We start from the raw sequence: 20,668 nt of genomic DNA, 5'->3' as shown, positions 1-20,668 counted from the left end.
ACGTTAACTAAGTAAATTTATAAATAATTACTTGAAAACCCTAACGGCATGAAGAAAGAATGAACCTGGCACGCCCGCTTGCAAGGAACCATTCATGCCGCTTGAGTCTACCCTGTCGTTGTCGGTTCCTACCGGTGACGCCCAGTCTTTAGCTTGCGCTTACTGGCTGGCAGATACGGCACGTAGCCGCTTCCTGTTTGTTTCAGCCGGCTTCGAAGCACTCTGGGGCCGGCCGCTGTCTGCGCTGCACGAAGACCCGTCGCGTTATATGGCGGCGGTACACCCCGATGATCTTCCCCTGTTTGCAGACCCGCAGCCGCCAGCATCCGGCCGCCGCCAGCGGCTGTTCCGCCTGTGTCAGCCGGATGGCAGCTACCGCGCGGTAGCCGAGTGTACTTTCAGCATGATTTCCCCGTTTGGTGGCGAGCCTCGCCTGGCCGGGGTGCTGTTCGAGCAGCCCGCAGACCCGGCGCTGTTGCCCGAAGACTGGCTGGCCGGGCGGGAGAGTATCGTGGATGAACTGGCCGGCCTGTATCAGCGCAGCATCACTAACGACGATAACCTGAGGCATCTGTTTGCCTATTCGGCCATTGCCGTGATCGTGCTGGATGCCGAAGGCTATGTCTGCGAGTGGAACCACGAGGCCGAGCGTTTGCTGGGCTGGCCCGATAGCGCCGCGCTGGGCCGGCCGCTGGCTGCCTTGCTGGTGCCGGCGCCATTGCAGAACCGCTTTCATGACTGGCTGTTTGCTGACGATGGTGGCGCCATGGCGCAGACCATGCGCCCGCTGGAAATACCGGCGCTGCACAGCAACGGCAGCCGGGTGCCGCTGGAGCTGTCCGGCTGGCAGTTTGTGCTGTCCGGCCTGCCTTACCGCGGCATTACCCTGCGCGACATGACGCGCCAGCATGTGGCCGAGCAGGTGCTGTACGAGCACATGGAACGGGCGCGCATGTTGTTCGAGTTTGCCAGTATCGCCATGGTGGTGCTGGACCACACCGGTGTCATCATCGACTGGAACATCCACGCCGAAGAAATTTTTGGCTTGCGCGGCGAGCACGCGGTGGGCCGCCCCTTGCTGGAGGTGCTGCCGCTATCGCCGGACCAGCTACCTGCCGGTTTGCTGCTGGGCGATCAGGGTATGCAGCTGGCCGAAGCCACGTCGCTGGAGTTCACCCTGCAGCGTGATGGCCAGCTGCAGCATGTCGATGCCTCGTTCTGGCCTTTTTCGTCCAGCCAGCAGGGCTTTATCGGGGCGTTTTTCCGTGATATTTCCGCCCGGCGCCGCAGCGAAGACGCCCTGCGCCAGTCGGAAGAGCACTACCGGCTGGTGATCGACAATGTGCGCGACGGCATTGTGGTGGTGCAGGGCATGCGCATTGTGCTGTCCAATCCGCGTGCTGCCGAAATCAGTGGCTACAGCATTGCCGAGCTGGCCGAGGTGGATTTTGCCAGCCTGATTCACCCGGACGACCAGGGGCGTGTGCTGGATATGCACCGTCGCCGCGTGGGGGGAGAGCCGGTGGAGGCGCGCGATGACCTGCGTGTAGTGAACAAGAATGGCGAGGTGCGCTGGGTCGATAGCGGAGTGGTACTGATCGGGTGGCACGGTCGCCAGGCAGCGCTGGTGTTCTTTACCGATATCACGCATCGCAAACGGCTGGAAAAAGACCTGACCTGCACCCTGCGCGAGCGTGAGTCCATCCTGGACAACACCATCGCCGGCATGGCGTTTGTCGATGGCCAGGGCTTTGTACGCTGGGTAAACAGCACCGCTGCCGAGCTGTTCCAGACCACGCCGGAGCGCATGCAGGGTGGCAGCCTGGAACGCTACTACGACGTGCAGCAGGATTATCTGCGCACCACGCGCGATGCCAGGCTGGCCTTTGCCGAAGGCCGTGCCTACGCCACCGAAATGCGCATGCGCACGGCCTGCGGCCAACTATTGTGGGTGCAACTGTCCGGTAAACCCATCAACCCCGAGCAGATGGCGCAGGGTACGGTGTGGGTGATGATGGATATCAGCCGCCGCAAGGAGCTGGAGTTCGAGCTCTTGCGCACGCATACCGAGCGCGAGGCCATCTTGCAGTCTGCCCTGGTCGGCATGGCCTTTGTCACCAATCGGCGCCTGCTGTGGATCAACCGCACCTTCTCGCTGCTGCTGGGGTATAGCGAAGCCGAGCTGATCGGCATGAGCAGCCGCATTTATTTCCGTAGTGACGAGGAGTTCGACAGCTTTGGCCGCGACGCTTACGGCTGCCTGGCGGCGGGGCAGATCTTTACCACCGAACGGCAGCTGCAAACCAAAAGCGGCAAGCTGATCTGGGTGCAGATGAATGGCACCAGCATTGTGAAAAGCCAGCCGGACAAGGGCACCATCTGGACGCTGGTGGATGTGTCCGAGCGCCATGCCGCCGAGCAGGAGATCCGCGATGCGCTGGCCAAGCAGCAAGAGCTGAACGTACTGAAGTCGCGCTTTGTGTCCATGACCTCGCACGAGTTCCGCACCCCGCTGGCCACCGTGCTGTCGTCGGCCGAGCTACTGCGCCACTATCACGACCGCCTGCCGCCAGAGCGGCGCGAAGCCTTGCTGGAATCGATCCAGACCTCGGTACAGCGCATGACCGACATGCTGGACAATATCCTGCTGATCGGGCGGGTGGAAGCCGAGCGGGTAGAGTTTGTGCCGCAGCCGCTGGATGTGGCACGTTTTTGCCAGAACCTGGTGCAAGAGGTCAGCCACGCTTCGCATGCGCGGGGGGAAGAAGTGCTGGCCAGCGTGGTGATGGAAATGGCGCTGCCGCAGCCGGTATTGCTGCTGGACGAAAAACTGTTGCGTGAAATTCTGGGCAATTTGCTCAGCAACGCTTTCAAGTACTCGCCCCAGGGCGGCGAGATCCGCTTCTCGGCGCACTGCGATGGCAACGAAATCATTTTCGACGTGCAGGATCAAGGCATAGGCATTCCGCCAGAAGACCTGCCGCAGCTGTTTGATGCCTTTCACCGTGCGCAGAATGTCGGGCCGATACCGGGCACCGGCCTGGGCTTGTGCATCGTGCGCAAATCGGTAGAGCTGCACCACGGGCAGATTGCCGTGGCCAGCGAGCAGGGGCGCGGCACGCATTTCTGCGTGCGCCTGCCAGTACAGGAACAGCAGAAAGGGCGGCCAGCATGAGGCGGATTCTGGTGGTAGAGGACGACATCGCCATTCGCAACAACATCATGGCGCTACTACGGCTGGAAGGGTACGAAGCCGATGCCGCCGGCGATGGCCAGGAGGCACTGGACTACCTGCGTAGCCATGTATACGCGCTGGTGATCAGCGATGTGATGATGCCGCGCATGGACGGCTACGCCCTGCTGCGGCAGCTGCGCAGCCAGCCGGCTACCGCGCAGCTGCCGGTGATTTTGCTGACGGCCCTGGCGGATAAACAAGACCAGCGCCAGGGCATGAACCTGGGCGCGGACGACTACCTGGCCAAGCCCTTCCAGCGTGAAGACCTGCTCAACGCCATTGAAACCCGCCTGGGGCGCAGCGCGCAGCAGCAGGTCGAGGCGCAGCGCTTGCAGGCCGAGGCGCACCGGCTGCGCTATCTGGACCAGCTTACCGGCCTGGGTAGCCGCATGGCACTACTGGAAGCACTATCCGGCCAGGGCGGGCTGTGCGAGACGCCGGGCCAGCTGGTAGTGGTGCTGGTGCTGGGGGTGGACTACTTTTCGCGCATTAACGACTCGCTGGGTTACCAGGCCGGCGATGCCGCCTTGCGCGAGTGCGGGCGGCGGCTGGAGCAAACCCTGGGCGATATGGGGCGGGCCTTTCGGATGGTGGGGCCCAACTTTGCCGTGGTGGCGCAGGTGGCCGAGCCTGCCGCCGCCGGGCTACTGGCCACCTGTCTGCAGGAAGCCTGGCTGCAGCCCATGACAGTACTGGGCGAGGAAATGTTTATCCCGGTGAGTATCGGTTACTGCCTGTTTCCTGCTGATGCGGCAGACGCGCAGCAGCTGCTCGGCCGCGCCGAGGTAGCCTTGCACCAGGCGCAAGGCCTGGGTGGCAGCCATGTGCTGGGCTATACCGCGCAGATGAATGCCGAGGCCAGCGAGCGCCTGCGGCTAAGCAATGACTTGTACCGCGCGCTGGAGCGCCAGGAGTTCGAGCTGCACTACCAGCCGCAGATCGCCTTGCAAGACGGCCGCCTGACCGGGTTCGAGGCGCTGCTGCGCTGGCACCACCCGCGGCTGGGCCGCGTGTCACCGCTGCGCTTTATCCCGCTGGCCGAAGAAAACGGCCAGATCATTTCCATAGGCTGCTGGGTGTTGGCCGAAGCCTGCCAGCGCCTGGCCAGCTGGCAGCAGCTGGCACCCGGAGTGCGCATGGCGGTGAACCTGTCGGCACGGCAGTTTGCTGCGGCCAACCTGCTGCACAGTATCGAGGCCGCGCTGGATTTCAGCGGCTTGCCGCCATCGCTACTGGAAATCGAGATTACCGAAGGCACGGCCATGGTCGACGCCGAGCGCACGGTAGGCACCTTGCTGCAGCTGAAAAGCCTGGGGGTGAAGCTGGCGCTGGATGACTTTGGTACTGGCTATTCCAGCCTGGCTTACCTGAAGCGTTTTCCGCTGGACGTACTCAAGGTTGACCAGTCGTTTGTGCGCAATATCCTGACCTCGGCCGGAGACAGGGCCATTACCCAGGCGGTGATCTCGCTGGCCAGCAGTTTTGGCATGTCGGTGATTGCCGAGGGGGTAGAGCGCGAAGAACAAAAACAGTTACTGCAGCAAATGGGCTGCGATGCGTACCAGGGCTATCTGTTCAGCCCGCCGCTCAGTGCCCAGGACGTTGCCGAGCATTTGCCTGAATGGATGACCGCAAGGGTGCCGACATGACCATTTTTTTTGAAGAAGACATTGTGGCCGCCGCGCCGGCAGCCCAGAGCACACCGCCTGTCCGTATTTTCATGGTGGAGGACCAGCCGCCGTTACGCTTCAACCTGAAGCAGCTGCTGGAGCTGGAAGGCTTTGCGGTAGAAGAGGCTGCGGACGGTATGAGTGCGCTGTCGCGGCTGGATGTGCTGGCCAGCCAGGCGCAGACCTGCCCGCAGCTGGTGTTGCTGGATGTGGGTCTGCCCGATATGGAAGGCTACGACATTTGCCGCGAGCTCAAGGCCGATACACGCCTGGCGCATGTGCCGGTGATTTTCTTGTCCGGCCGGGTAGAGCTCGAAGACAAGATGGCCGGCTACGAGGCCGGGGCGGAAGACTATATTGCCAAGCCCTACGTGAATGCCGAGTTGCTGAGCAAGATCGGCGTGGCGCTACGCAATGGCGAGTCGCGCCAGACGGGGCAGCAGTTGCAAGGCCAGGTGGCCAACGCCATGCAGGCGGCCTTTACCGCCATGACCAGTGCCAGCGAAATCGGCATTGTGCTGCAGTTTCTGAAAAACACCTTTGTCCTGCCGGATAACGCCGCTTTGCAGCAGTGCGTGTTGCAAGCGCTGCAAGACCTGGGGCTGGATGCCAGCGTGCAGCTGCGCTCTGCCCGTGGCGCCAGCGCCGTGAATGGCGAAGGCCCTTGTGGCCAGCTGGAGATCGGGCTGATCGACACCCTGGCGCGGCGCGGCCCCATTGTGGATGCCGGCCGGGTGACGGTGTTTACTTATGGCCAGGTATCGCTGGCGGTGAAGAACATGCCGCGCGAAGACGAAGAGCGCAACGGGCGGCTGCGTGACAACCTGGCGTTTCTGGTGGAAGGCGCCACGGCGCGGCTGGCGGCGCTGGACGCTGCCTGGCAGCAGCAGCAGCAGGCCGCTACGCTGGCGCAGCTGGTGTCGCGCACCCGCGCCACGCTGCAAATCATCGACAACCGTTTTCGCGAACAGCAATGGAGCAGCAACGACATCATGCTGCGCCTGCGCGAGGATGTGGAGCGCGCCTTTGTCAGCCTGGGCCTGACCGAAGGCCAGGAGCGGCTGCTGGCCGGGCTGGTGGCGCGTGCCACGCAGGAAGCTACCGAGCTGTACGACCAGAGCGCCGATGTGGATAGCAGTATGAAGGCGCTGCTGCAGGCGCTGGAAGCCGGAGAGGTCGCCTCATAGGGGCGTGATATCGCCCCAGTCCTGGCGCAGCAGCCGCTCGCGCCATTCATCCCCCAGGCGGTGGCTTTCGGCTACCGCCTGCGCCCATAGCCGGCGCCGCTGTGCGTCGTCGTGCGCAAAGCGCTTCGGGTCGCCGCGGTCGGGCAGGCGGCCCAGTGCCAGCGTAGCCAGGTAGGCCGGGCTGGGCGTCACCAGCAGCGTGTTGCTATGGTGGCTGGCCACGGGCTGGCGCCACGGCAACAGCTTGTCAAACCAGCCCGGCACAATACGCTGCTGGTAGTGCAGGTATAGCGTGATGCCGGCCTGCTGCTGCCACGGGTAATCCAGGTGATAGTCCAGCAGCCCGCCGTCGCGGTACACCCCTGCGCTGGCATCAGGGATGGCTACCCCGTCAAACAGCCCCGGTACGCCGGTGGTGCCCAGCAGTGCCGGCAGCAGGTTGGCCGCAGACAGCGCCACGTGCTGCGTGGGCAGGCCATCTTGCGGGCTAAACGCCAGCGTGCTGCGTACATCGTGGCAGATCAGCCGCTCGAATACATGCCGTAGCTGCGTGCGCCCCAGGGTGTTGCAGGCGGCAGCCAGCGCCAGCCCGGCGAGCAGTGGTGCGCGCTGTTCATGGTGCAGCAGGCCGCGCGCCCGTACCAGAATCAGGCTGAGCCGGTAGTGCGGGTGCTGCAGTATGGCCTGCAGGCCATCGGGCCCCAGCGTGTCGTGCAGCAGGGCCTGCCAGTGCTGGTAAATCAGTGCGCGCGTCGTCTGGCGGCTGTAATCCTGCGCCACGTAGTTGGCCGCAAAGCGAGCGAGTGCAGCGGCGGGGTCGGCCTGCATGGCGCAGGCAAAGCGCCAGCCGCCTATCGATGCGCCGACCAGGTCGCGTAGTGCGGGCGTGGCGGCCAGCCAGTCGAATACTGCTTGGTCCAGCCCGGACAGCCCCAGCGCCTTTGGCCCGCCAGCGGCGCCGGGCAGGGTGCGGATATCCCGCGCGTGCAAGCCGTTTTGCTGTAAGTGCCGGCGTGCGGCAGGGCCGGCGCGCAGGGTGAGCGCGGGTGGGTTGCGCAGCACAATTGCAGTCATGGCTGGAGTGTCCAGTACAAAAAGGTAATAATACCCGACTAAATTACTTTACCGGAGTCACGCGTATGCCTCAGGCGTATCTGGATGCCGTGGGTTTGTCCCTGCCGGCTGCTGCTGTTGCCCATGCTGTCGATCAGCTGGCCGCCACCTTGCCCGGTTTGCCGCAAGCGGCGCCGGCGGATTTGTACCGCTATCAGGTGCCCAAGCTGGGCGAGGGGGGTAGCTGCTCGCTGGTAGACGAGCTGGATGACACCCCGTACAGCGTGGCGCCCTGGCTGGGGGGCGAGGGTGAAACTGCCGCTGCAGCCCTATTGCAGCTGCATGCGCTGGTAGAGGCGACGCTGCAGGCTGCCGCCGCCGACTGGCTGGGGGTGTATTGCCGCTTCGAGCGTGATGGCCAGGCGCGCCTGGTCAAGCTGGCCTACCGCGGCCTGCCCAGCCGTGGCGAGTTTCCGCTTACCGAAGACTTTGCCCTGTTCAGCAACAATAGTCGCGTGGGCCTGAGTGGCCGTGCTGCCATCGTGGCCGATGTGGCCGCCTGGCAGGCTGCCGGCGGTGCCTACTACGAGTGCGACCCGAAAGTGCAGAGCGAGGTTTGCCTGCCGGTGTTGGCGGCGGATGGCCGCGTGATGGGCATTCTGGATGCCGAAGACGCGCGGCCCGGCTTTTTTGGCGAGGCCGAGCAGGCGGCGCTGGTAGCGCTGGCGCTGGCCTTGTCGGCACCGTTTAGCCAGCTGGGCAGTACTGTTGAAAAAAGCTGACTGACGTGTTCGGTTGATTGATCTTTCTCATTCGGTGAGGGCGTGGCTACCATGCCCCCGCCTGTTTTTCTTGAATCGGAGTCTATTTTGAACCAAGCCGACAACCAGCCCCGCGTTGACCTGGTAGCCAGCTGCGCGCTACCCACGCCTTGGGGCGTGTTCCAGATGCATGGTTTTGAAGAGCATGGCGGGCGCGAGCATGTGGCGCTTGCCCTGGGCGATATCAGCAGTGGCGATGCCCCGCTGGCCCGTGTGCATTCCGAATGCCTTACCGGCGACGCGCTGTTTTCCCTGCGTTGCGATTGCGGCTTCCAGCTGGAAGCGGCGCTGGAGGCCATTGCTGCCGAAGGCCGTGGCGTGCTGCTGTACTTGCGCCAGGAGGGCCGCGGCATCGGCCTGATCAACAAGATTCGCGCCTACAAGCTGCAAGATGGTGGTGCCGATACCGTAGAGGCTAACGAGCAGCTGGGTTTTCCTGCCGATATGCGCGACTTCCGCATCGCGCGCGAAATGCTGGCACTGCTGGGCGTGGACGCTGTGCGTATCATGACCAATAACCCGCGCAAGATTGCCACGCTGGAGCAGGCTGGTATTCGGGTGGCCGAGCGCGTGCCGCTGCAGGTTGGCCGCAACCCGTATAACGACCACTATCTGGATACCAAGCGCGCCAAGCTGGGCCATTTGTTCGGCGCTTAAGTTTGCAGCCATGCTGGCGATAAAAACCTGAACAGGAGGGTGACATGATCAAGATTGCACCAGTGGGTAGTGCCGAGGCGATCAGCCAGCACGCGCCGCAGCATCTGCCTGGCCATGATCACCCGCATGGTCACCCTGTTGCGGCCGTGACCACTTTCAGCGCCAGCCTGCTGAGCCAGCACGCCTTGCAGCTGGACCCCGATGGCCAGGCGGGTGAAGACGCTACCCCGGCGCAGCTGGCGCATGCGCTGGACCAGCTGCTGGCCTTGCTGGAGGAGCGACTGGCGGACATGCGCGAGCGGGCGCTGATGGCTGGCGGCCAACCTTCGCATGGTTTGTTCAACGAACTGGTGCAAATAAGCGAGGTGGTAGCGCGGCTGTGCCACCTGTGGCAGCGCTTGTGGCTGAGCATGCCGCAGGCCTGTGAAGCCGCGCGCGGCCGCATTCATGCCATGTTCGGTACGGTGCACTTTTTGTTGCGGGTGTTGCAGCACAGTGCCGAGCCGGCTGACTGGCATGCGCAGAGTGCGCAGTGGGTACGGTACGAGGCCTTGTTTACGGTTTAGTGGTGGTCGCGCACAAGACGCAGGGTGTGGTGTTGCGGGTTTGCACGGCAGAAAAGCAAAAAACCGGTCATCTGACCGGTTTTTTTAATTGGTGGTGGAGGTAAGCGGGATCGAACCGCTGACCTCTTGCATGCCATGCAAGCGCTCTCCCAACTGAGCTATACCCCCACGCAATGTGGCGTCCCCACGGGGATTCGAACCCCGGTTACCGCCGTGAAAGGGCGATGTCCTAGGCCTCTAGACGATGGGGACCTAGTGTGTTTCCTGGTGGAGGTAAGCGGGATCGAACCGCTGACCTCTTGCATGCCATGCAAGCGCTCTCCCAACTGAGCTATACCCCCTGACACCAGCTCTTCGTTTCGCATCGCTGCGTTGCGAAGAGGTGCGAACTTTAACTTGCGGCCTTGTGGTCGTCAAGCGTTTTGCTGCAAGTTTTTTCAAAAAAAATGCACTTAATCTGCAAGTGCATGATTTTTATGGGGGCGCGTTCAGTGCTGGCCGCTGTTTATTGTCTTACCCTTGCTGGCGCCGGTTTTTCCGGGCGCACGCGCATGGCCCACAGCACCCCCGCCAGCAGCAAGCCGATGCCGGCTACTGATAGCCCGCCGGGCCATTGCCCCCTGAGCAAATAGGCAAATGTCAGGGCCGCCAGTGTTTCAAACACGATCAGCTGCCCAGCCAGGCTGGTGGGCAGGCGCTGGCTGGCTTCGTTCCAGCACAGGGTGCCCAGCCAGGAGGCCAGCAGGGCCACGCCCAGCATCATCAGCATGAATTTACCTGGTGTGGGGCCTAGCGGCATGGCAAAGCCAGGCGTGGCCAGCGAGCTGTATAGCCAGAAGCCGGCGTAGCCCAGCAGTGCCAGCGGCAGGGTGGCCAGGCCTTGTGCGGTAGCCCAGCCACGTGGTTTGCGTTGGGGGTGGGCGCGTAGCCAGTTGCCATTGCGTATCGGGTACCAGGTCCAGCAGGCTACCGCCAGCAGCGCCATGATGGCACCGCTGCCGTAACGCGCCATGTCTATGCCGGGCTGCAGGGCCAGTGCGGCCAACTCTACCTGGTTGACGCAGGCAATGCCGGCCAGGATAACGGCCAGCGGGGGCAGTAGCTTGCCCCATGGCAGGTGCCCGTCGCGCTGGTGGTTGAACAGGTTGGCACTGATGGCAATCACCACGGGTAGCGTGCCGATCAGCATGGTGGGTAGCGGGCCGCCGGTGCGCTGTATGGCGCTGGCCAGAAACAGGTAGTACAGCACGTTGCCGATCAGTGACAGCTGTAGCGCCTCGCGCCAGTCGGTGCGGGTGAGATGGGCCAGCTCGCGGCGGTCTAGCCAGGCCAGTGGCAGGGCAATCAGGCCAAAGGCCAGGTAGCGGCCAACGCTTAGCAGGGCGGCGGGGTAGTCGGGCAGCAGCAGGGGGGCGATGAACACCAGCCCCCATAGCGTGCCGGCGGCCAGGGCAAAGGCAATACCGGTAAACATGGGCTTCTCCAGGGTGCTTGCCCCCAGTGTCGCTGCGGCGGTGCCGGGCTGTCTTGTACCAGCTTGCGGTGGAGTCGGGGCCAGTTGACACTATTGCTTGCCGCCGCGCAGGCCCGGGAAATTTTCCAATGCCAGGCGGATGGCGATGCGCTGGGTGGTTCCCGGCGCAAGCCCGGCAACGCCGTAGTGGGAAGCTTGTCTGGAAAAAGAGCGTTAACAGGCCCTAGCCGCGTATGGCTTTCTGGTAGCGCGCAGGCGTGGTGCCGTAGCGTTTCAGAAAGCTGCGGCTCAGGTGGGCCTGGTCGGCCAGGCCGCAATCGGCCGCCACCATGGCGGGGGCGATGCCTTGTGTCAGTAGCTGTTTGGCACGGTACAGGCGCAGTGCCATCAGCATTTGCTGCGGGGTGGCGTGGTAGTGTGCCTGGAACTGGCGCAAAAAGTGGAACGGGCTGAGCCCGGCAACCGCGGCCAGTGTTTCCAGGTTCAGGCGTGTCGCCAGGTGCGCGTGCATGTAGTCGATAACACGGTCAAAGCGTTGGCCGCGCTGCGGTGTACCTTGTGTGGTGGCGAGCGGTGCCAGGGTTTGCAGCAGCTGCGCCAGCAGGCAGTCGAACGCCAGCGCATCGTGCGTTTGCCACAGTGCGGCCAACTGCTGCGATAGCTGTTGTGCGCGTGCGGGGTCACGTTGCACGGCTTGGTCAAACCACCAGCCTGGTTTGTCAGCGATTTCGTCCAGCAAGGCGGGTTCTATGTAGATCATGTGGTACTGCCAGCCGGTGTCGGTGTCGGCGCGCCCGGTATGCAGTATGTCTGGGTTCATGGTTACGATGCTGCCGGGGCTGGCCAGGTGTTCGCCGCCGCGGTAGCGAAAGCGCTCCACCCCGCTGATAACCGTGCCAAAGCCATACGCCGCATGCGTGTGCGGCTCGAAAGCGTGCTGCACGATATGCGCGCGGTACAGCTCGATGCCTGCCCGCGTTGGCGGGTGAAAGAACTGAGCCTGGTCTGGGGTGAATTCAAACTGCTGGGGGACGCCTTGCATGCTTGGCCGAGCCTGGATAGGGCAAGAGCTGGCAGCTTAGCGGCAGCCCGTAGCGGTGGCAATGCATGTTGACAGGCCTGGCACCTTGGCCGCAGGTGCGGCTAAAGCGCCAGGCCACGCGTGCTTAGGCGGTTGTGGTGCTGCCGGCAGTTTGCAGGCTGGCCCAGTAACCGTAGTTGATTTCCAGGTTTTCCTGCAGGCTGGCCAGGTCGACAGCTTGCTGGCCGACGATCTGCACCGCACGCAGCGCCAGGTTCATTTCCTGCTCCAGCAGCTTGGATACAGTGTTGGCCTGGCCCAGCTGGCAGGCGCTGTGCAGCCAGCCTTGCCACTGCGCCAGCCAGCTATCTTGCTGGGCAATCAGTTTTTGCAGGCTGGCGGCCTGCAGCTGCGCTAGGCTTAGCCAGGTACCGGTATGCGCCAGTGCGGGCAGCATGGCCAGGCTGGTGCCCAGGTTGTGCTGCTGGCGGCTGGCCAGCTTGCCCAGTAGTTGGCCGTGGCGTGGGCGCTGAGGGGCGGCTGGCAACTGCGCGGCTTGTGGCAGGGTGGGGTCGGCGTGGGTCATGTCTGTTCCTTTGTGGTATCGGGCAGTGGTGTAGGCGGCTCAGCCGCCCAGGCGCTGCAGCATGGCGTGGATGGCGCGAATCTGCAGTGCCTGGCGCGAGTAGTAGTCGGGGTAATCGGCGCTGCGGCTGGTGTAGCCCCACCAGTCCCAGCAGCCGTCCGGGTTTTGTGCCAGGGTGTTGTCGCTGCCGGCGGCTTGCGGGTACAGCACGATCAGGTTGTTGCTGTCGGCCAGCGTGTTGTAGCCGGTGGTGGTGATGTAGCGGTTGCCGTACGGTGGCTGGGTGGCAGTGTCGGCCTGGCCCAGGGTGTAGCTGACATAGCTGTAGCCTTGCTTGCAGCCGTGCAGGGCGATGTGCACCCGCGCCGGTGCGCCGTCCAGCACCGCTTGTGGTACGTACACGTAGCCAAAGTCGGCCATGCTGGCGTGCGGGTCGTTGCCAAAGAATTCACGCTGGTCAAAACGCAGCAGTTGGCCGCTGGCCTGCGCTACCGGCGCCGCCAGGCCTGGGTAGATATGCTGCAGGATGTGGTGCGACTGCATGAAGCCGCCATTGTTGAGGTAGGGTGGCTGGTTGCTGCCCAGCGGCGAGTCTTCCGGGTTGTCGGTAATCAGCGAGTGCCCGGCCGGTAGCTGGTCGTGGTAGGCAATCTGGCTGTCGGGCACGCCCAGCAGGCGGTACATGTCGCGGGTTTGTGCCACCACCGCGCTGTTCACCACACTGTCGGCGCTGCCGGTAAAGATATAGACACGCTGGTGCGCCAGGTTGGCCAGCGGGTCGATCAGCGCGTCGCGCTCGGCTTCGCGTGCCAGCTGTACCGAGCGTGGTGCCGGTGGTGCCAGCTGTGGCGTTAGCGGCGCCATGCACAGCTGCAACGCATTCAGCTCGTAGGCGTCCTCGGCTAGCCAGGCGGCGCCACGAAAGGTTTCTACGCCACGGTAGGGGCCGCCGGCCACCACGCCAGCACCAGCGAAGCTGGCCGAGTGTGCCAGGTGTAGCTGCACCGTCATGAAGGCTCCGGATGACAGCCCGGAGAGCGAGCTTTCCCCGGCGGCGACCTTGTATTGATCCAGCTGAACGATGTGTGTGGAGGTTTGACGCATGTCTGGCTTCCTGTCGTAGTGCTGCGGGTGAGGGGTGTTTGTATTGTTGGCCAGCTTATCGATAGCAATATGAATATTGCATTATTTTTATATTGATTGTTGTCTTTTGCTTTCGTTAAACCGGTTTTGGCAAACTTCTATACTGTGCGCTCAACGACAGTAAAAAGGGCAGCATCATGATGGGAAAAGGCAGGCTGGAAGCGTTTAGCGACGGGGTGTTGGCCATCATCATCACCATCATGGTGCTGGAGCTGAAAGTGCCGCACGGGGCCGACTGGGCGGTGTTGCAAAAGCTGTGGCCGGTTTTTGTCAGCTATATCCTCAGCTTTGTGTATGTCGGTATTTACTGGAATAACCACCACCACCTGTTGCACGCGTCGCGCCATGTCAGCGGCGTAGTGCTATGGGCCAACCTGCACCTGTTGTTCTGGCTATCGCTGGTGCCGTTTACCAGCGGCTGGATGGGCGAGAACCACTTTGCACCGCTGCCCACCGCGCTGTATGGCCTGGTATTGCTGATGTCGGCCTTGGCCTACTGGCTATTGCAGTGCGCACTGCAACGCTCGCCGGAAAACGCCTTGCTGGCGCAGGCGCTGGGGCGCGACCTCAAAGGCAAGCTGTCGCTGGTGTTGTACGTGCTGGGCATTGTGGTGGCCATGCAGCTGCCGGTGCTGGCCTGGGGTATCTATGCCGCCGTGGCGCTGATGTGGCTGGTGCCGGACCGCCGCATCGAGCGCCTGCTACAGGCCGGCTAGGCGCCGGGTATCCGCAGCACATAGCCGCCGGCGCGGGCTGGCGGCTGTGCGTTGCCTGCTGCAGTGAGGCAACGTGTTGGTCTGCCTGGGAACACCGGCTATCATCGCGGCATGATGCTTACTCTGGATAAATATGACCCTGCACAAGATTCTGGCCGTACTGGGTGTGCTGTCGTGCCTGTCGCCGTGCATGGCGGCGGACGCCAGCCCGGCCGCCGAGCGCGCGGCGCGCGAAATGCGCTATATCGCCAGCCAGTTCCCCGGCCGGCTGGCCGGCGCCGAGCGCGAGTTTGCCGCCGCCGAGTACCTGCATATCCAGCTGTCCAGCATGGGCTATCAAACGCAAACCCAGGCCTTTGATACCGAATACAGCTATGTGTTTGCCAATAATGTGCGCCAGCGCCGCCTGCTGCAGTCGCGCAATGTGGTGGCGACCAAGCCTGGCGTTAGCGGCAAGGTGATCGTGATCGGCGCCCACTTTGATACCGCTACCACCTTGCACGAAGTGCACGAGGGCGTGTTTGGCGGCGAGCAGCTGCAAGGGCTGGACGATAATGCTTCCGGCGTCGGCGTGATGCTGGCGCTGGCGCGCGAGCTGGCTGATGCGCCGGTGCAGCACACGCTGAAGTTTGTGGCCTTTGGTGCCAAAGAGCTGGGCCTGAAAGGCTCGCAGGCGTATCTGGCGCAGTTATCCGCTACCGAGCGCAGCCAGATTGTGCTGATGGTGAATCTGGATAGCCTGCTTACTGGCGATGTGCTGTATTTCAATGCCGGCCAGCGCACGCTTGCGGCCAACCCGGCTGCCGGTGCCGCCCGCGACCGCGCGCTGGCGCTGGCCGCGTCACTCGCTATCGATGCGCGCAGCAACCCCGGCCTGCACCCCGACTACCCAGCGGGAACCGGCTGCTGCTCCGACCAGGAAAGCTTCGACAAAGCCGGTATTCCTGTACTGGCGGTAGAGGCCACCAACTGGTCGCTGGGCAAGGGCGATGGCTACACCCAGACCGCCTTGCCCGATATCCCCGGTGGCAGTAGCTGGCACCGCCCCGACATCGACAATTTGCAGCGTCTGCCGCAGCTGTTACCTGGGCGGCTGGAGCAGCGGGCCGGCGATAGCTTGCGCATCCTGTTGCCTTTGCTGCTGGAAGCCAGCGGTGCGCGCCCTGCACCATGATGCCCGGAGAAAATCCTGTGAAGACTCTGCTTTTCCTGTTGGGCTGCTGGCCCATGTTGGCCGCAGCGCAAGAAGAGGCGCCCGCCATGCGCCAGTGCCAGGTGGTGTTTGACAATGGCCGCAGCCTGGGCGCGGTGCCGTTGGCAGAAACCGGTGCGCAGCAGATGCGTGGCCTGTCGCGCCGCCACGATGTACGTAGCGGCATGTGGTTTGCCTTTGCCCAGCCCCAGCCCTTGCGCTTCTGGATGCGTGACACCTGGCAGCCGCTGTCGATCGGCTTTATTGACGAGGCCGGCGTGATTTTCCAGATAGCCGACATGCAGCCAGACACGCTGGATGTGCATGCCAGCACGCGTGACGGTGTGGCTGCGCTGGAGCTGCCGCAAGGCGGTTTTGCCGCGCTGGATGTTGCCGAGGGCAGCAAGGTGCAGCTGCGCGACTGTTCGGTGGATAGGCACTGACTGGGGTATCGAGTTGGCATGTGGCTTGTCTGGCAGCGCTGGCCTGCTTGGGGGGTCAGTACAGCCTGGCCTGACGGGCCCGGCCCGTAGCCTGCTTCAGGCTGGCGGGATTTTTTCTTGAACGGCATGGTCTATGCTGCCTTGTCGTCTACCCCTTACCCGCCATGGAGCCCAGCATGAGCCAGAAGCCGACTTTACCCGCTGTAGACCAGGACATCATCCAGCTGTACGACGAATACACGCACGCACCGCTGTCGCGGCGTGATTTTTTCCAGCGCCTGACGCGGCTGGCCGGTGGCACGGCAGCTGCCTATGCCATTTTGCCGCTACTGGAAAACAACTATGCCCAGGCCCAGATGGTGGCGGCGGGGGATGGCCGTTTGCAGGCAGCCGATACCGTGTTTGGCCGCCTGGGCGAGGCCAGCCTTAGCGGCTACCGTGTACAGCCTGCCAGCGGCGATGTGCGCCAGCTACCGGCGCTGATCGTCATCCACGAAAACCGTGGCCTGAACCCGCATATCCGCGACGTGGCGCGCCGGCTGGCGCTGGAAGGCTTTGTGGTACTGGCGCCGGATTATCTGTCTAGCCTGGGCGGTACCCCGGCGGACGAAGACAAGGCGCGCGACATGTTTGCCAAGCTGGATGCCGCTGTGTCGCGCGAGGTGTCGCTGGCGGCGCTGGCCTACCTGCAAGGGCAGGGCAACGGCAAAGTGGGCGCGGTGGGCTTCTGCTGGGGTGGCGGCCAGGTAGGGCAGCTGGCGGTGCACGCGCCGGCGCTGGGCGCCGGGGTGGTGTACTACGGCGCACAGCCGGCGGCCGCCGACGTGCCGCGCATCAAGGCGCCGCTGCTGCTGCACTACGCCGCGCTGGACGAGCGCATCAATGCCGGCATACCGGCGTTCGAGGCGGCGCTGAAAGCCGCCGGTAACCGCTACACCCTGCAGCTGTACCCGGGTGTGAACCACGCCTTCAACAACGACACCAATGCCGCCCGTTACGACAAGGCCGCCGCCGAGCTGGCCTGGGGCCGCAGCGTGGCTTTCTTGCGCCAGCAGCTGGCGTAAACAGCGTCTGCATCGTGAAGTAACAAGGCCGCTGCTGTGCAGCGGCCTTGCTGTTTGCCGGCTGCCAGGCCCCTAGCAGCAGACAAAAGCAAGCCCCCGGCCTGGCTTGCAGGCGGGGGCTTGGGGTGTGGCAAGCTGCAAGGTTGGCCGCGTGCGGCCAACCCTGGCGTGATGGTGCTTACTTGCGCACGATCTCGCCGGCTGGCTCGAAGGCACCGGCCTTGATCACACCGTTGCGTGCGCTGATAAAGGCTTTCAGCACATCGGCGTCGGCATAACCGGTGTTGACGTAGCCCTTGTGGCTGGACAGTTTCGGGTAGCCATCACCACCTGCCGCGCTGAAGTTGTTCATCGCGACGCGGTAGGTTTTGGCCGGGTCGATATCCTTGCCACCGATCTGTGCCTGTTTCAGTTCGCCGCCCTCGATCACCAGCTTCACGCCGGCAAACTGCGGGAAAGCGCCGGAGCCAGGGCTCATTTTGGCGGCGGTGCGCAGCAGCTCCAGCGCTTCCTTGCCGGACAGGTCCACGTAGACCAGTGTGTTGCCGAACGGTTGTACTTTCAGCACGTCCTTGTAGGTGATCTTGCCGGCGGCGATGGAATCACGCACGCCACCCGAGTTCATGATGGCAAAGTCGGCCTGCGCTTTTTCTTTCATGGCGCTGGCAATCAGGATGCCCATGCTGGTGGGCTGGCTGCGTACCTGGTTGCGGTCGCCATTGAGCTTGGCTTCGGTGGCACCGATTTCTACCGACAAGGCTTCCTGGCCCTTGTTCTGGAACGGGCGCAGGAATTCCAGCACTTCGCTGTGCTCGGCAATTTGCTGGGTGTAGTACACCTTCTGTTCTTTACCGGCGCTGTCCTTCACGGTTTTTTTCAGGTTTACCGGAATCAGCTGGTATTTCACCAGTTTGAACTCGCCGTTTTTCAGCTCGAAATCGGCGCGGCCAACGTATTTGCCCCATTCGTGCGCCTGCACGATCCAGGCGCCGTTCTGGCGGTCCGGTGCGCAGTCGGTGCCTGGTACGTAGGCGTTGTCACGCACGTTTTCGGCTTTCATGCACACCGGGTTCTGGCTGTGGCCGCCTACGATCAGGTTCAGGCCTTTTACCTTGCGTGCCATTTCCACGTCGCCTGGCGCGTTTACACCGTGGTCGCCGTCTTCGTAGTGGCCCATATGGGTGGTGGCAATCACCACGTCAGCCTGTTTGCGCAGCTGCGGTACCAGCTTGGCCGCTTCGGTAGCCGGGGTACGGAACTCGATGCCCTTGGTGTTTTCCGGGTTGGTCAGCTTTTTGGTGTCGTCGGTGGTCAGGCCCATCACCGCCACGCGCACGTCGCCCAGCTTGAAGATGCGGTACGGTTCGAACAGGCGCTTGCCGTCTTTGTAGATGTTGGCCGACAGCATGGGGAAGTTGATCCACTGGCGCTGTTTGGCCAGCACGGCCGGCGACTTGTCGAACTCGTGGTTGCCCACGGCCATGGCATCGTAGCCCAGCAGGTTCATGCCCTTGAAGTCCGGCTCGGCATCCTGCATGTCGGATTCCGGTACGCCGGTGTTCACGTCGCCGCCGTCCAGCAGCAGGCTGTAGCCGCCGTTTTTGCGCACATCGGCGCGGATCTGCTCGATCACGTTCTTGCGTGCGGCCATGCCGTATTCGCCGTCACCATTGCGCCAGAAGCGGCCGTGGTGGTCGTTGGTATGCAGGATGGTGATCTTGTAAACCTGGTCTTTGGCCGGCTTGGCCAGTGCAACACCAGAAGTCGCCGACATGGCGGCAAGTACGGACAGGCAGAGTGCCGGATAGCGTAGTTTCATGGATGGGCCCCGTATTTCGTTTTATAGACGCAGAGCCTGCAGTATCGCGCAGGGCAAAAAAAAACGGCAAGCCCCTGCGTGCAGGGCTTGCCGTGATGGCTGGATTTATTTGCTCCAGTTGTCTTTCAGGCCAACGGTGCGGTTGAACACCGGTTTGGCGCCCGCCTGGTGTTCGCGGCGGTCGGTCACGAAATAACCGATACGCTCGAACTGGTAGCGGGTTTCCGGCGCCGCCTGCAACACCACCGGCTCGACATAGCCGGTAATGGTGGTCAGCGAGGCCGGGTTCAGGAAGTTCATGAAGTCCACGTATTCGCCGTCCTCACCACGCACCGCGTCCGGGCGTGCTTCGGTGAACAGGCGGTCGTACAGGCGCACTTCGGCTTCGATGGCGTGATGGGCGGCAATCCAGTGGATCACGCCTTTCACTTTGCGGCCAACCGGGTTCTGGCCCAGCGTGTCGTGGTCGATCGAGCACTTCAGCTCTACCACGTTGCCGCTGTCGTCCTTGACTACTTCATCGCACTTGATCACGTAGCTGTAGCGCAGGCGCACTTCGCCGCCCGGCGTCAGGCGCTGCCACTTCGGCGGTGGTACTTCGGCAAAGTCTTCGCGTTCGATGTAGATCTCGCGTGCCAGCGGGATGTCGCGCTCGCCCATTTCCGGGTGGTGCGGGTGGAACGGCGCGCTGCGGCTGCCGGTGACACCGTCCTGATAGTTGGTGAGGGTCACCTTGATCGGGTCCAGTACCGCAATCACGCGTGGCGATTCGTTTTCCAGCGATTCACGCACCGCGCCTTCCAGCACCGACATGTCGATGATGTTTTCGCTCTTGGATACGCCAATGCGCTGCGTAAACAGGCGCACGCCAGCCGGGCTGTAGCCGCGGCGGCGCATGCCGGCGATGGTAGGCATGCGCGGGTCGTCCCAGCCGGTGACCACGCCCTGGTTCACCAGGTGCTGCAGTTTGCGCTTGGAGGTCAGTGCGTACAGCAGCTCCAGGCGCGAGAATTCGATCTGCTGCGGGTGGTGGCCGATGCTGATGTTGTCCAGCACCCAGTCGTACAGCGGGCGGTGGTCTTCGAACTCCAGCGAGCACAGGCTGTGGGTGATGCCTTCGATGGCGTCGGAAATGCAGTGCGTGTAGTCGTACATCGGGTAGATGCACCACGCGTCGCCGGTACGGTGGTGATGCACACGGCGGATGCGGTAGATGGCCGGGTCGCGCAGGTTGATATTGGGCGAGGCCATATCGATTTTCAGGCGCAGCGTCTTGCTGCCGTCGGCAAACTCGCCGTTCTTCATGCGCGTGAACAGGTCGAGGTTTTCCTCTACGCTGCGCTCACGGTAGGGGCTGTTCTTGCCCGGTGCCGTCAGGCCGCCACGGTATTCGCGCATTTCGTCCGGGGTCAGGTCGCAGACAAAAGCCTTGCCGGCGCGGATCAGCTCTACGGCAAAGTCGTACAGTTGGCCGAAGTAATCGGAAGCAAAACGGATCTCGCCGTTCCACTTGAAGCCCAGCCAGCTGATGTCCTCGCGGAAGGCTTGCACGAACTCGTCGGATTCTTTTTCCGGGTTGGTGTCGTCCATGCGCAGGTTGCACTGGCCGTTGTAGTCTTCGGCCAGGCCAAAGTTGATGCAGATCGCCTTGGCGTGGCCTACGTGGGCGTAGCCGTTCGGCTCTGGCGGAAAGCGGGTCACCACGGCGGCACGTTTGCCTGTGGCCAAGTCTTCATCGATGATCGAGCGGATGAAGTTGCTGATCACCGGGGCATTGTTTTCTGCAGACATCGACTTTTCTTGTAGCAATAGATAATCGCACGATTGTAACCGATAACCCCGGTATCGCGGATAGTGGGTAATTGGGGCAGGTGATTTGCGCCATATCAAGCACATTTATCGAAATCGATAAATGGCGCAGGACATCGGCGTAGCATGAATCGTTTACCCACCCCCCAGGAGCAGCCCATGAATGAGAATGAAAAGGCCATGGCGGCCAACCCTGACACCCCGCAAACCCC

At 63.0% G+C, this 20,668-nt stretch carries 17 protein-coding genes and 3 tRNA genes; 10 read left to right on the top strand and 10 right to left on the bottom strand.

Translation table 11 applies throughout. The features are described 5' to 3' along the window. Positions 1–94: 94 nt before the first annotated feature. Genes PQU95_RS12125 through PQU95_RS12115 form a run of 3 tightly spaced genes read left to right on the top strand, consistent with a single transcriptional unit; the run spans position 95 to position 6,092 of the window. Positions 95–3,175: a PAS domain S-box protein gene (locus PQU95_RS12125; protein ID WP_272752264.1), complete on the top strand. Its 3,081-nt coding sequence runs from the start codon at positions 95–97 to the stop codon at positions 3,173–3,175. Beyond that, positions 3,172–4,884 (top strand): putative bifunctional diguanylate cyclase/phosphodiesterase, encoded by a 1,713-nt coding sequence (locus tag PQU95_RS12120; protein ID WP_272752263.1) that lies wholly within the window; start codon positions 3,172–3,174, stop codon positions 4,882–4,884. Before PQU95_RS12125 ends, PQU95_RS12120 begins: the two co-directional genes overlap by 4 nt. After that, entirely contained in the window at positions 4,857–6,092 is a 1,236-nt protein-coding gene (locus tag PQU95_RS12115; protein WP_272752262.1) for a response regulator transcription factor, read from the top strand. Before PQU95_RS12120 ends, PQU95_RS12115 begins: the two co-directional genes overlap by 28 nt. On the opposite strand, the gene PQU95_RS12110 is transcribed toward PQU95_RS12115, so the two are convergent. After that, positions 6,087–7,166, bottom strand: coding sequence for a hypothetical protein (locus tag PQU95_RS12110; RefSeq protein ID WP_272752261.1), 1,080 nt, complete (start codon positions 7,164–7,166; stop codon positions 6,087–6,089). The two genes, PQU95_RS12115 and PQU95_RS12110, sit on opposite strands and share 6 nt — an antisense overlap. A 65-nt stretch (positions 7,167–7,231) precedes the next feature. Here PQU95_RS12110 and PQU95_RS12105 point away from each other — a divergent pair, with 65 nt between their 5' ends. The 3 genes from PQU95_RS12105 (at position 7,232) to PQU95_RS12095 (ending at position 9,189) form a co-directional block, all read left to right on the top strand. After that, the gene (locus tag PQU95_RS12105; protein ID WP_272752260.1) at positions 7,232–7,927 is read left to right on the top strand and encodes a GAF domain-containing protein; all 696 of its coding nucleotides are present in this window, start codon (positions 7,232–7,234) and stop codon (positions 7,925–7,927) included. Positions 7,928–8,014: 87 nt separating this feature from the next. After that, entirely contained in the window at positions 8,015–8,623 is a 609-nt protein-coding gene (gene ribA, locus PQU95_RS12100; RefSeq protein WP_272752259.1) for a GTP cyclohydrolase II, read from the top strand. Between the two features lie 44 nt (positions 8,624–8,667). After that, positions 8,668–9,189 (top strand): hypothetical protein, encoded by a 522-nt coding sequence (locus tag PQU95_RS12095; RefSeq protein WP_272752258.1) that lies wholly within the window; start codon positions 8,668–8,670, stop codon positions 9,187–9,189. 92 nt (positions 9,190–9,281) lie between these two features. Here PQU95_RS12095 and PQU95_RS12090 read toward each other — a convergent pair. From PQU95_RS12090 to PQU95_RS12060, 7 genes are all read right to left on the bottom strand, one after another. Further along, positions 9,282–9,357 (bottom strand) — tRNA-Ala (locus PQU95_RS12090). Positions 9,358–9,365: 8 nt separating this feature from the next. Then, positions 9,366–9,441: transfer RNA gene (locus PQU95_RS12085), tRNA-Glu, on the bottom strand. A gap of 13 nt (positions 9,442–9,454) precedes the next feature. Next, positions 9,455–9,530 (bottom strand) — tRNA-Ala (locus tag PQU95_RS12080). A 164-nt stretch (positions 9,531–9,694) separates the two neighbouring features. Next, positions 9,695–10,663 carry a DMT family transporter gene (locus PQU95_RS12075; protein WP_272752257.1) on the bottom strand — a complete coding sequence of 323 codons (969 nt, stop codon included), beginning with the start codon at positions 10,661–10,663 and terminating at the stop codon, positions 9,695–9,697. 223 nt (positions 10,664–10,886) lie between these two features. Continuing rightward, positions 10,887–11,705: an AraC family transcriptional regulator gene (locus PQU95_RS12070; RefSeq protein WP_272752256.1), complete on the bottom strand. Its 819-nt coding sequence runs from the start codon at positions 11,703–11,705 to the stop codon at positions 10,887–10,889. Between the two features lie 124 nt (positions 11,706–11,829). Continuing rightward, complete coding sequence (locus tag PQU95_RS12065) at positions 11,830–12,270, bottom strand: hypothetical protein (RefSeq protein WP_272752255.1); 441 nt, start codon at positions 12,268–12,270, stop codon at positions 11,830–11,832. Positions 12,271–12,309: 39 nt separating this feature from the next. Beyond that, a complete protein-coding gene (locus PQU95_RS12060; protein ID WP_272752254.1) occupies positions 12,310–13,374 on the bottom strand; it encodes an extracellular catalytic domain type 2 short-chain-length polyhydroxyalkanoate depolymerase in 1,065 nt (354 codons plus the stop codon). A 176-nt stretch (positions 13,375–13,550) separates the two neighbouring features. Here PQU95_RS12060 and PQU95_RS12055 point away from each other — a divergent pair, with 176 nt between their 5' ends. From PQU95_RS12055 to PQU95_RS12040, 4 genes are all read left to right on the top strand, one after another. Beyond that, a complete protein-coding gene (locus PQU95_RS12055; RefSeq protein WP_272752253.1) occupies positions 13,551–14,129 on the top strand; it encodes a TMEM175 family protein in 579 nt (192 codons plus the stop codon). A gap of 133 nt (positions 14,130–14,262) precedes the next feature. After that, a complete protein-coding gene (locus PQU95_RS12050) occupies positions 14,263–15,303 on the top strand; it encodes an aminopeptidase (protein WP_272752252.1) in 1,041 nt (346 codons plus the stop codon). A 17-nt stretch (positions 15,304–15,320) separates the two neighbouring features. After that, positions 15,321–15,764 carry a DUF192 domain-containing protein gene (locus PQU95_RS12045; protein WP_272752251.1) on the top strand — a complete coding sequence of 148 codons (444 nt, stop codon included), beginning with the start codon at positions 15,321–15,323 and terminating at the stop codon, positions 15,762–15,764. Between the two features lie 176 nt (positions 15,765–15,940). Continuing rightward, positions 15,941–16,828, top strand: coding sequence for a dienelactone hydrolase family protein (locus tag PQU95_RS12040; RefSeq protein WP_272752250.1), 888 nt, complete (start codon positions 15,941–15,943; stop codon positions 16,826–16,828). Between the two features lie 178 nt (positions 16,829–17,006). Here the strand turns inward: PQU95_RS12040 and ushA are convergent, their stop codons facing one another. Both ushA and PQU95_RS12030 read right to left on the bottom strand, forming a co-directional pair. After that, positions 17,007–18,647, bottom strand: a complete 1,641-nt coding sequence (gene ushA, locus PQU95_RS12035) for a bifunctional UDP-sugar hydrolase/5'-nucleotidase UshA (RefSeq protein ID WP_272752249.1) — start codon at positions 18,645–18,647, stop codon at positions 17,007–17,009. A 105-nt stretch (positions 18,648–18,752) separates the two neighbouring features. Continuing rightward, the gene (locus PQU95_RS12030) at positions 18,753–20,438 is read right to left on the bottom strand and encodes a glutamine--tRNA ligase/YqeY domain fusion protein (protein ID WP_272752248.1); all 1,686 of its coding nucleotides are present in this window, start codon (positions 20,436–20,438) and stop codon (positions 18,753–18,755) included. Positions 20,439–20,668 lie beyond the last annotated feature (230 nt).

The organism is Vogesella aquatica, from assembly GCF_028548455.1.
GTDB classification, from domain to species: domain Bacteria; phylum Pseudomonadota; class Gammaproteobacteria; order Burkholderiales; family Chromobacteriaceae; genus Vogesella; species Vogesella aquatica.
This window is presented reverse-complemented; position numbering and strand designations above follow the sequence as displayed.

Bases quoted from the DNA above. Each gene is read 5' to 3' on its own strand.
- PQU95_RS12125 (WP_272752264.1), top strand. From the start codon at position 95: ATGCCGCTTGAGTCTACCCTGTCGTTGTCGGTTCCTACCGGTGACGCC.
- PQU95_RS12120 (WP_272752263.1), top strand. From the start codon at position 3,172: ATGAGGCGGATTCTGGTGGTAGAGGACGACATCGCCATTCGCAACAAC.
- PQU95_RS12115 (WP_272752262.1), top strand. From the start codon at position 4,857: ATGGATGACCGCAAGGGTGCCGACATGACCATTTTTTTTGAAGAAGAC.
- PQU95_RS12110 (WP_272752261.1), bottom strand. From the start codon at position 7,166: ATGACTGCAATTGTGCTGCGCAACCCACCCGCGCTCACCCTGCGCGCC.
- PQU95_RS12105 (WP_272752260.1), top strand. From the start codon at position 7,232: ATGCCTCAGGCGTATCTGGATGCCGTGGGTTTGTCCCTGCCGGCTGCT.
- PQU95_RS12095 (WP_272752258.1), top strand. From the start codon at position 8,668: ATGATCAAGATTGCACCAGTGGGTAGTGCCGAGGCGATCAGCCAGCAC.
- PQU95_RS12075 (WP_272752257.1), bottom strand. From the start codon at position 10,663: ATGTTTACCGGTATTGCCTTTGCCCTGGCCGCCGGCACGCTATGGGGG.
- PQU95_RS12070 (WP_272752256.1), bottom strand. From the start codon at position 11,705: ATGCAAGGCGTCCCCCAGCAGTTTGAATTCACCCCAGACCAGGCTCAG.
- PQU95_RS12065 (WP_272752255.1), bottom strand. From the start codon at position 12,270: ATGACCCACGCCGACCCCACCCTGCCACAAGCCGCGCAGTTGCCAGCC.
- PQU95_RS12060 (WP_272752254.1), bottom strand. From the start codon at position 13,374: ATGCGTCAAACCTCCACACACATCGTTCAGCTGGATCAATACAAGGTC.
- PQU95_RS12055 (WP_272752253.1), top strand. From the start codon at position 13,551: ATGATGGGAAAAGGCAGGCTGGAAGCGTTTAGCGACGGGGTGTTGGCC.
- PQU95_RS12050 (WP_272752252.1), top strand. From the start codon at position 14,263: ATGACCCTGCACAAGATTCTGGCCGTACTGGGTGTGCTGTCGTGCCTG.
- PQU95_RS12040 (WP_272752250.1), top strand. From the start codon at position 15,941: ATGAGCCAGAAGCCGACTTTACCCGCTGTAGACCAGGACATCATCCAG.
- ushA (WP_272752249.1), bottom strand. From the start codon at position 18,647: ATGAAACTACGCTATCCGGCACTCTGCCTGTCCGTACTTGCCGCCATG.
- PQU95_RS12030 (WP_272752248.1), bottom strand. From the start codon at position 20,438: ATGTCTGCAGAAAACAATGCCCCGGTGATCAGCAACTTCATCCGCTCG.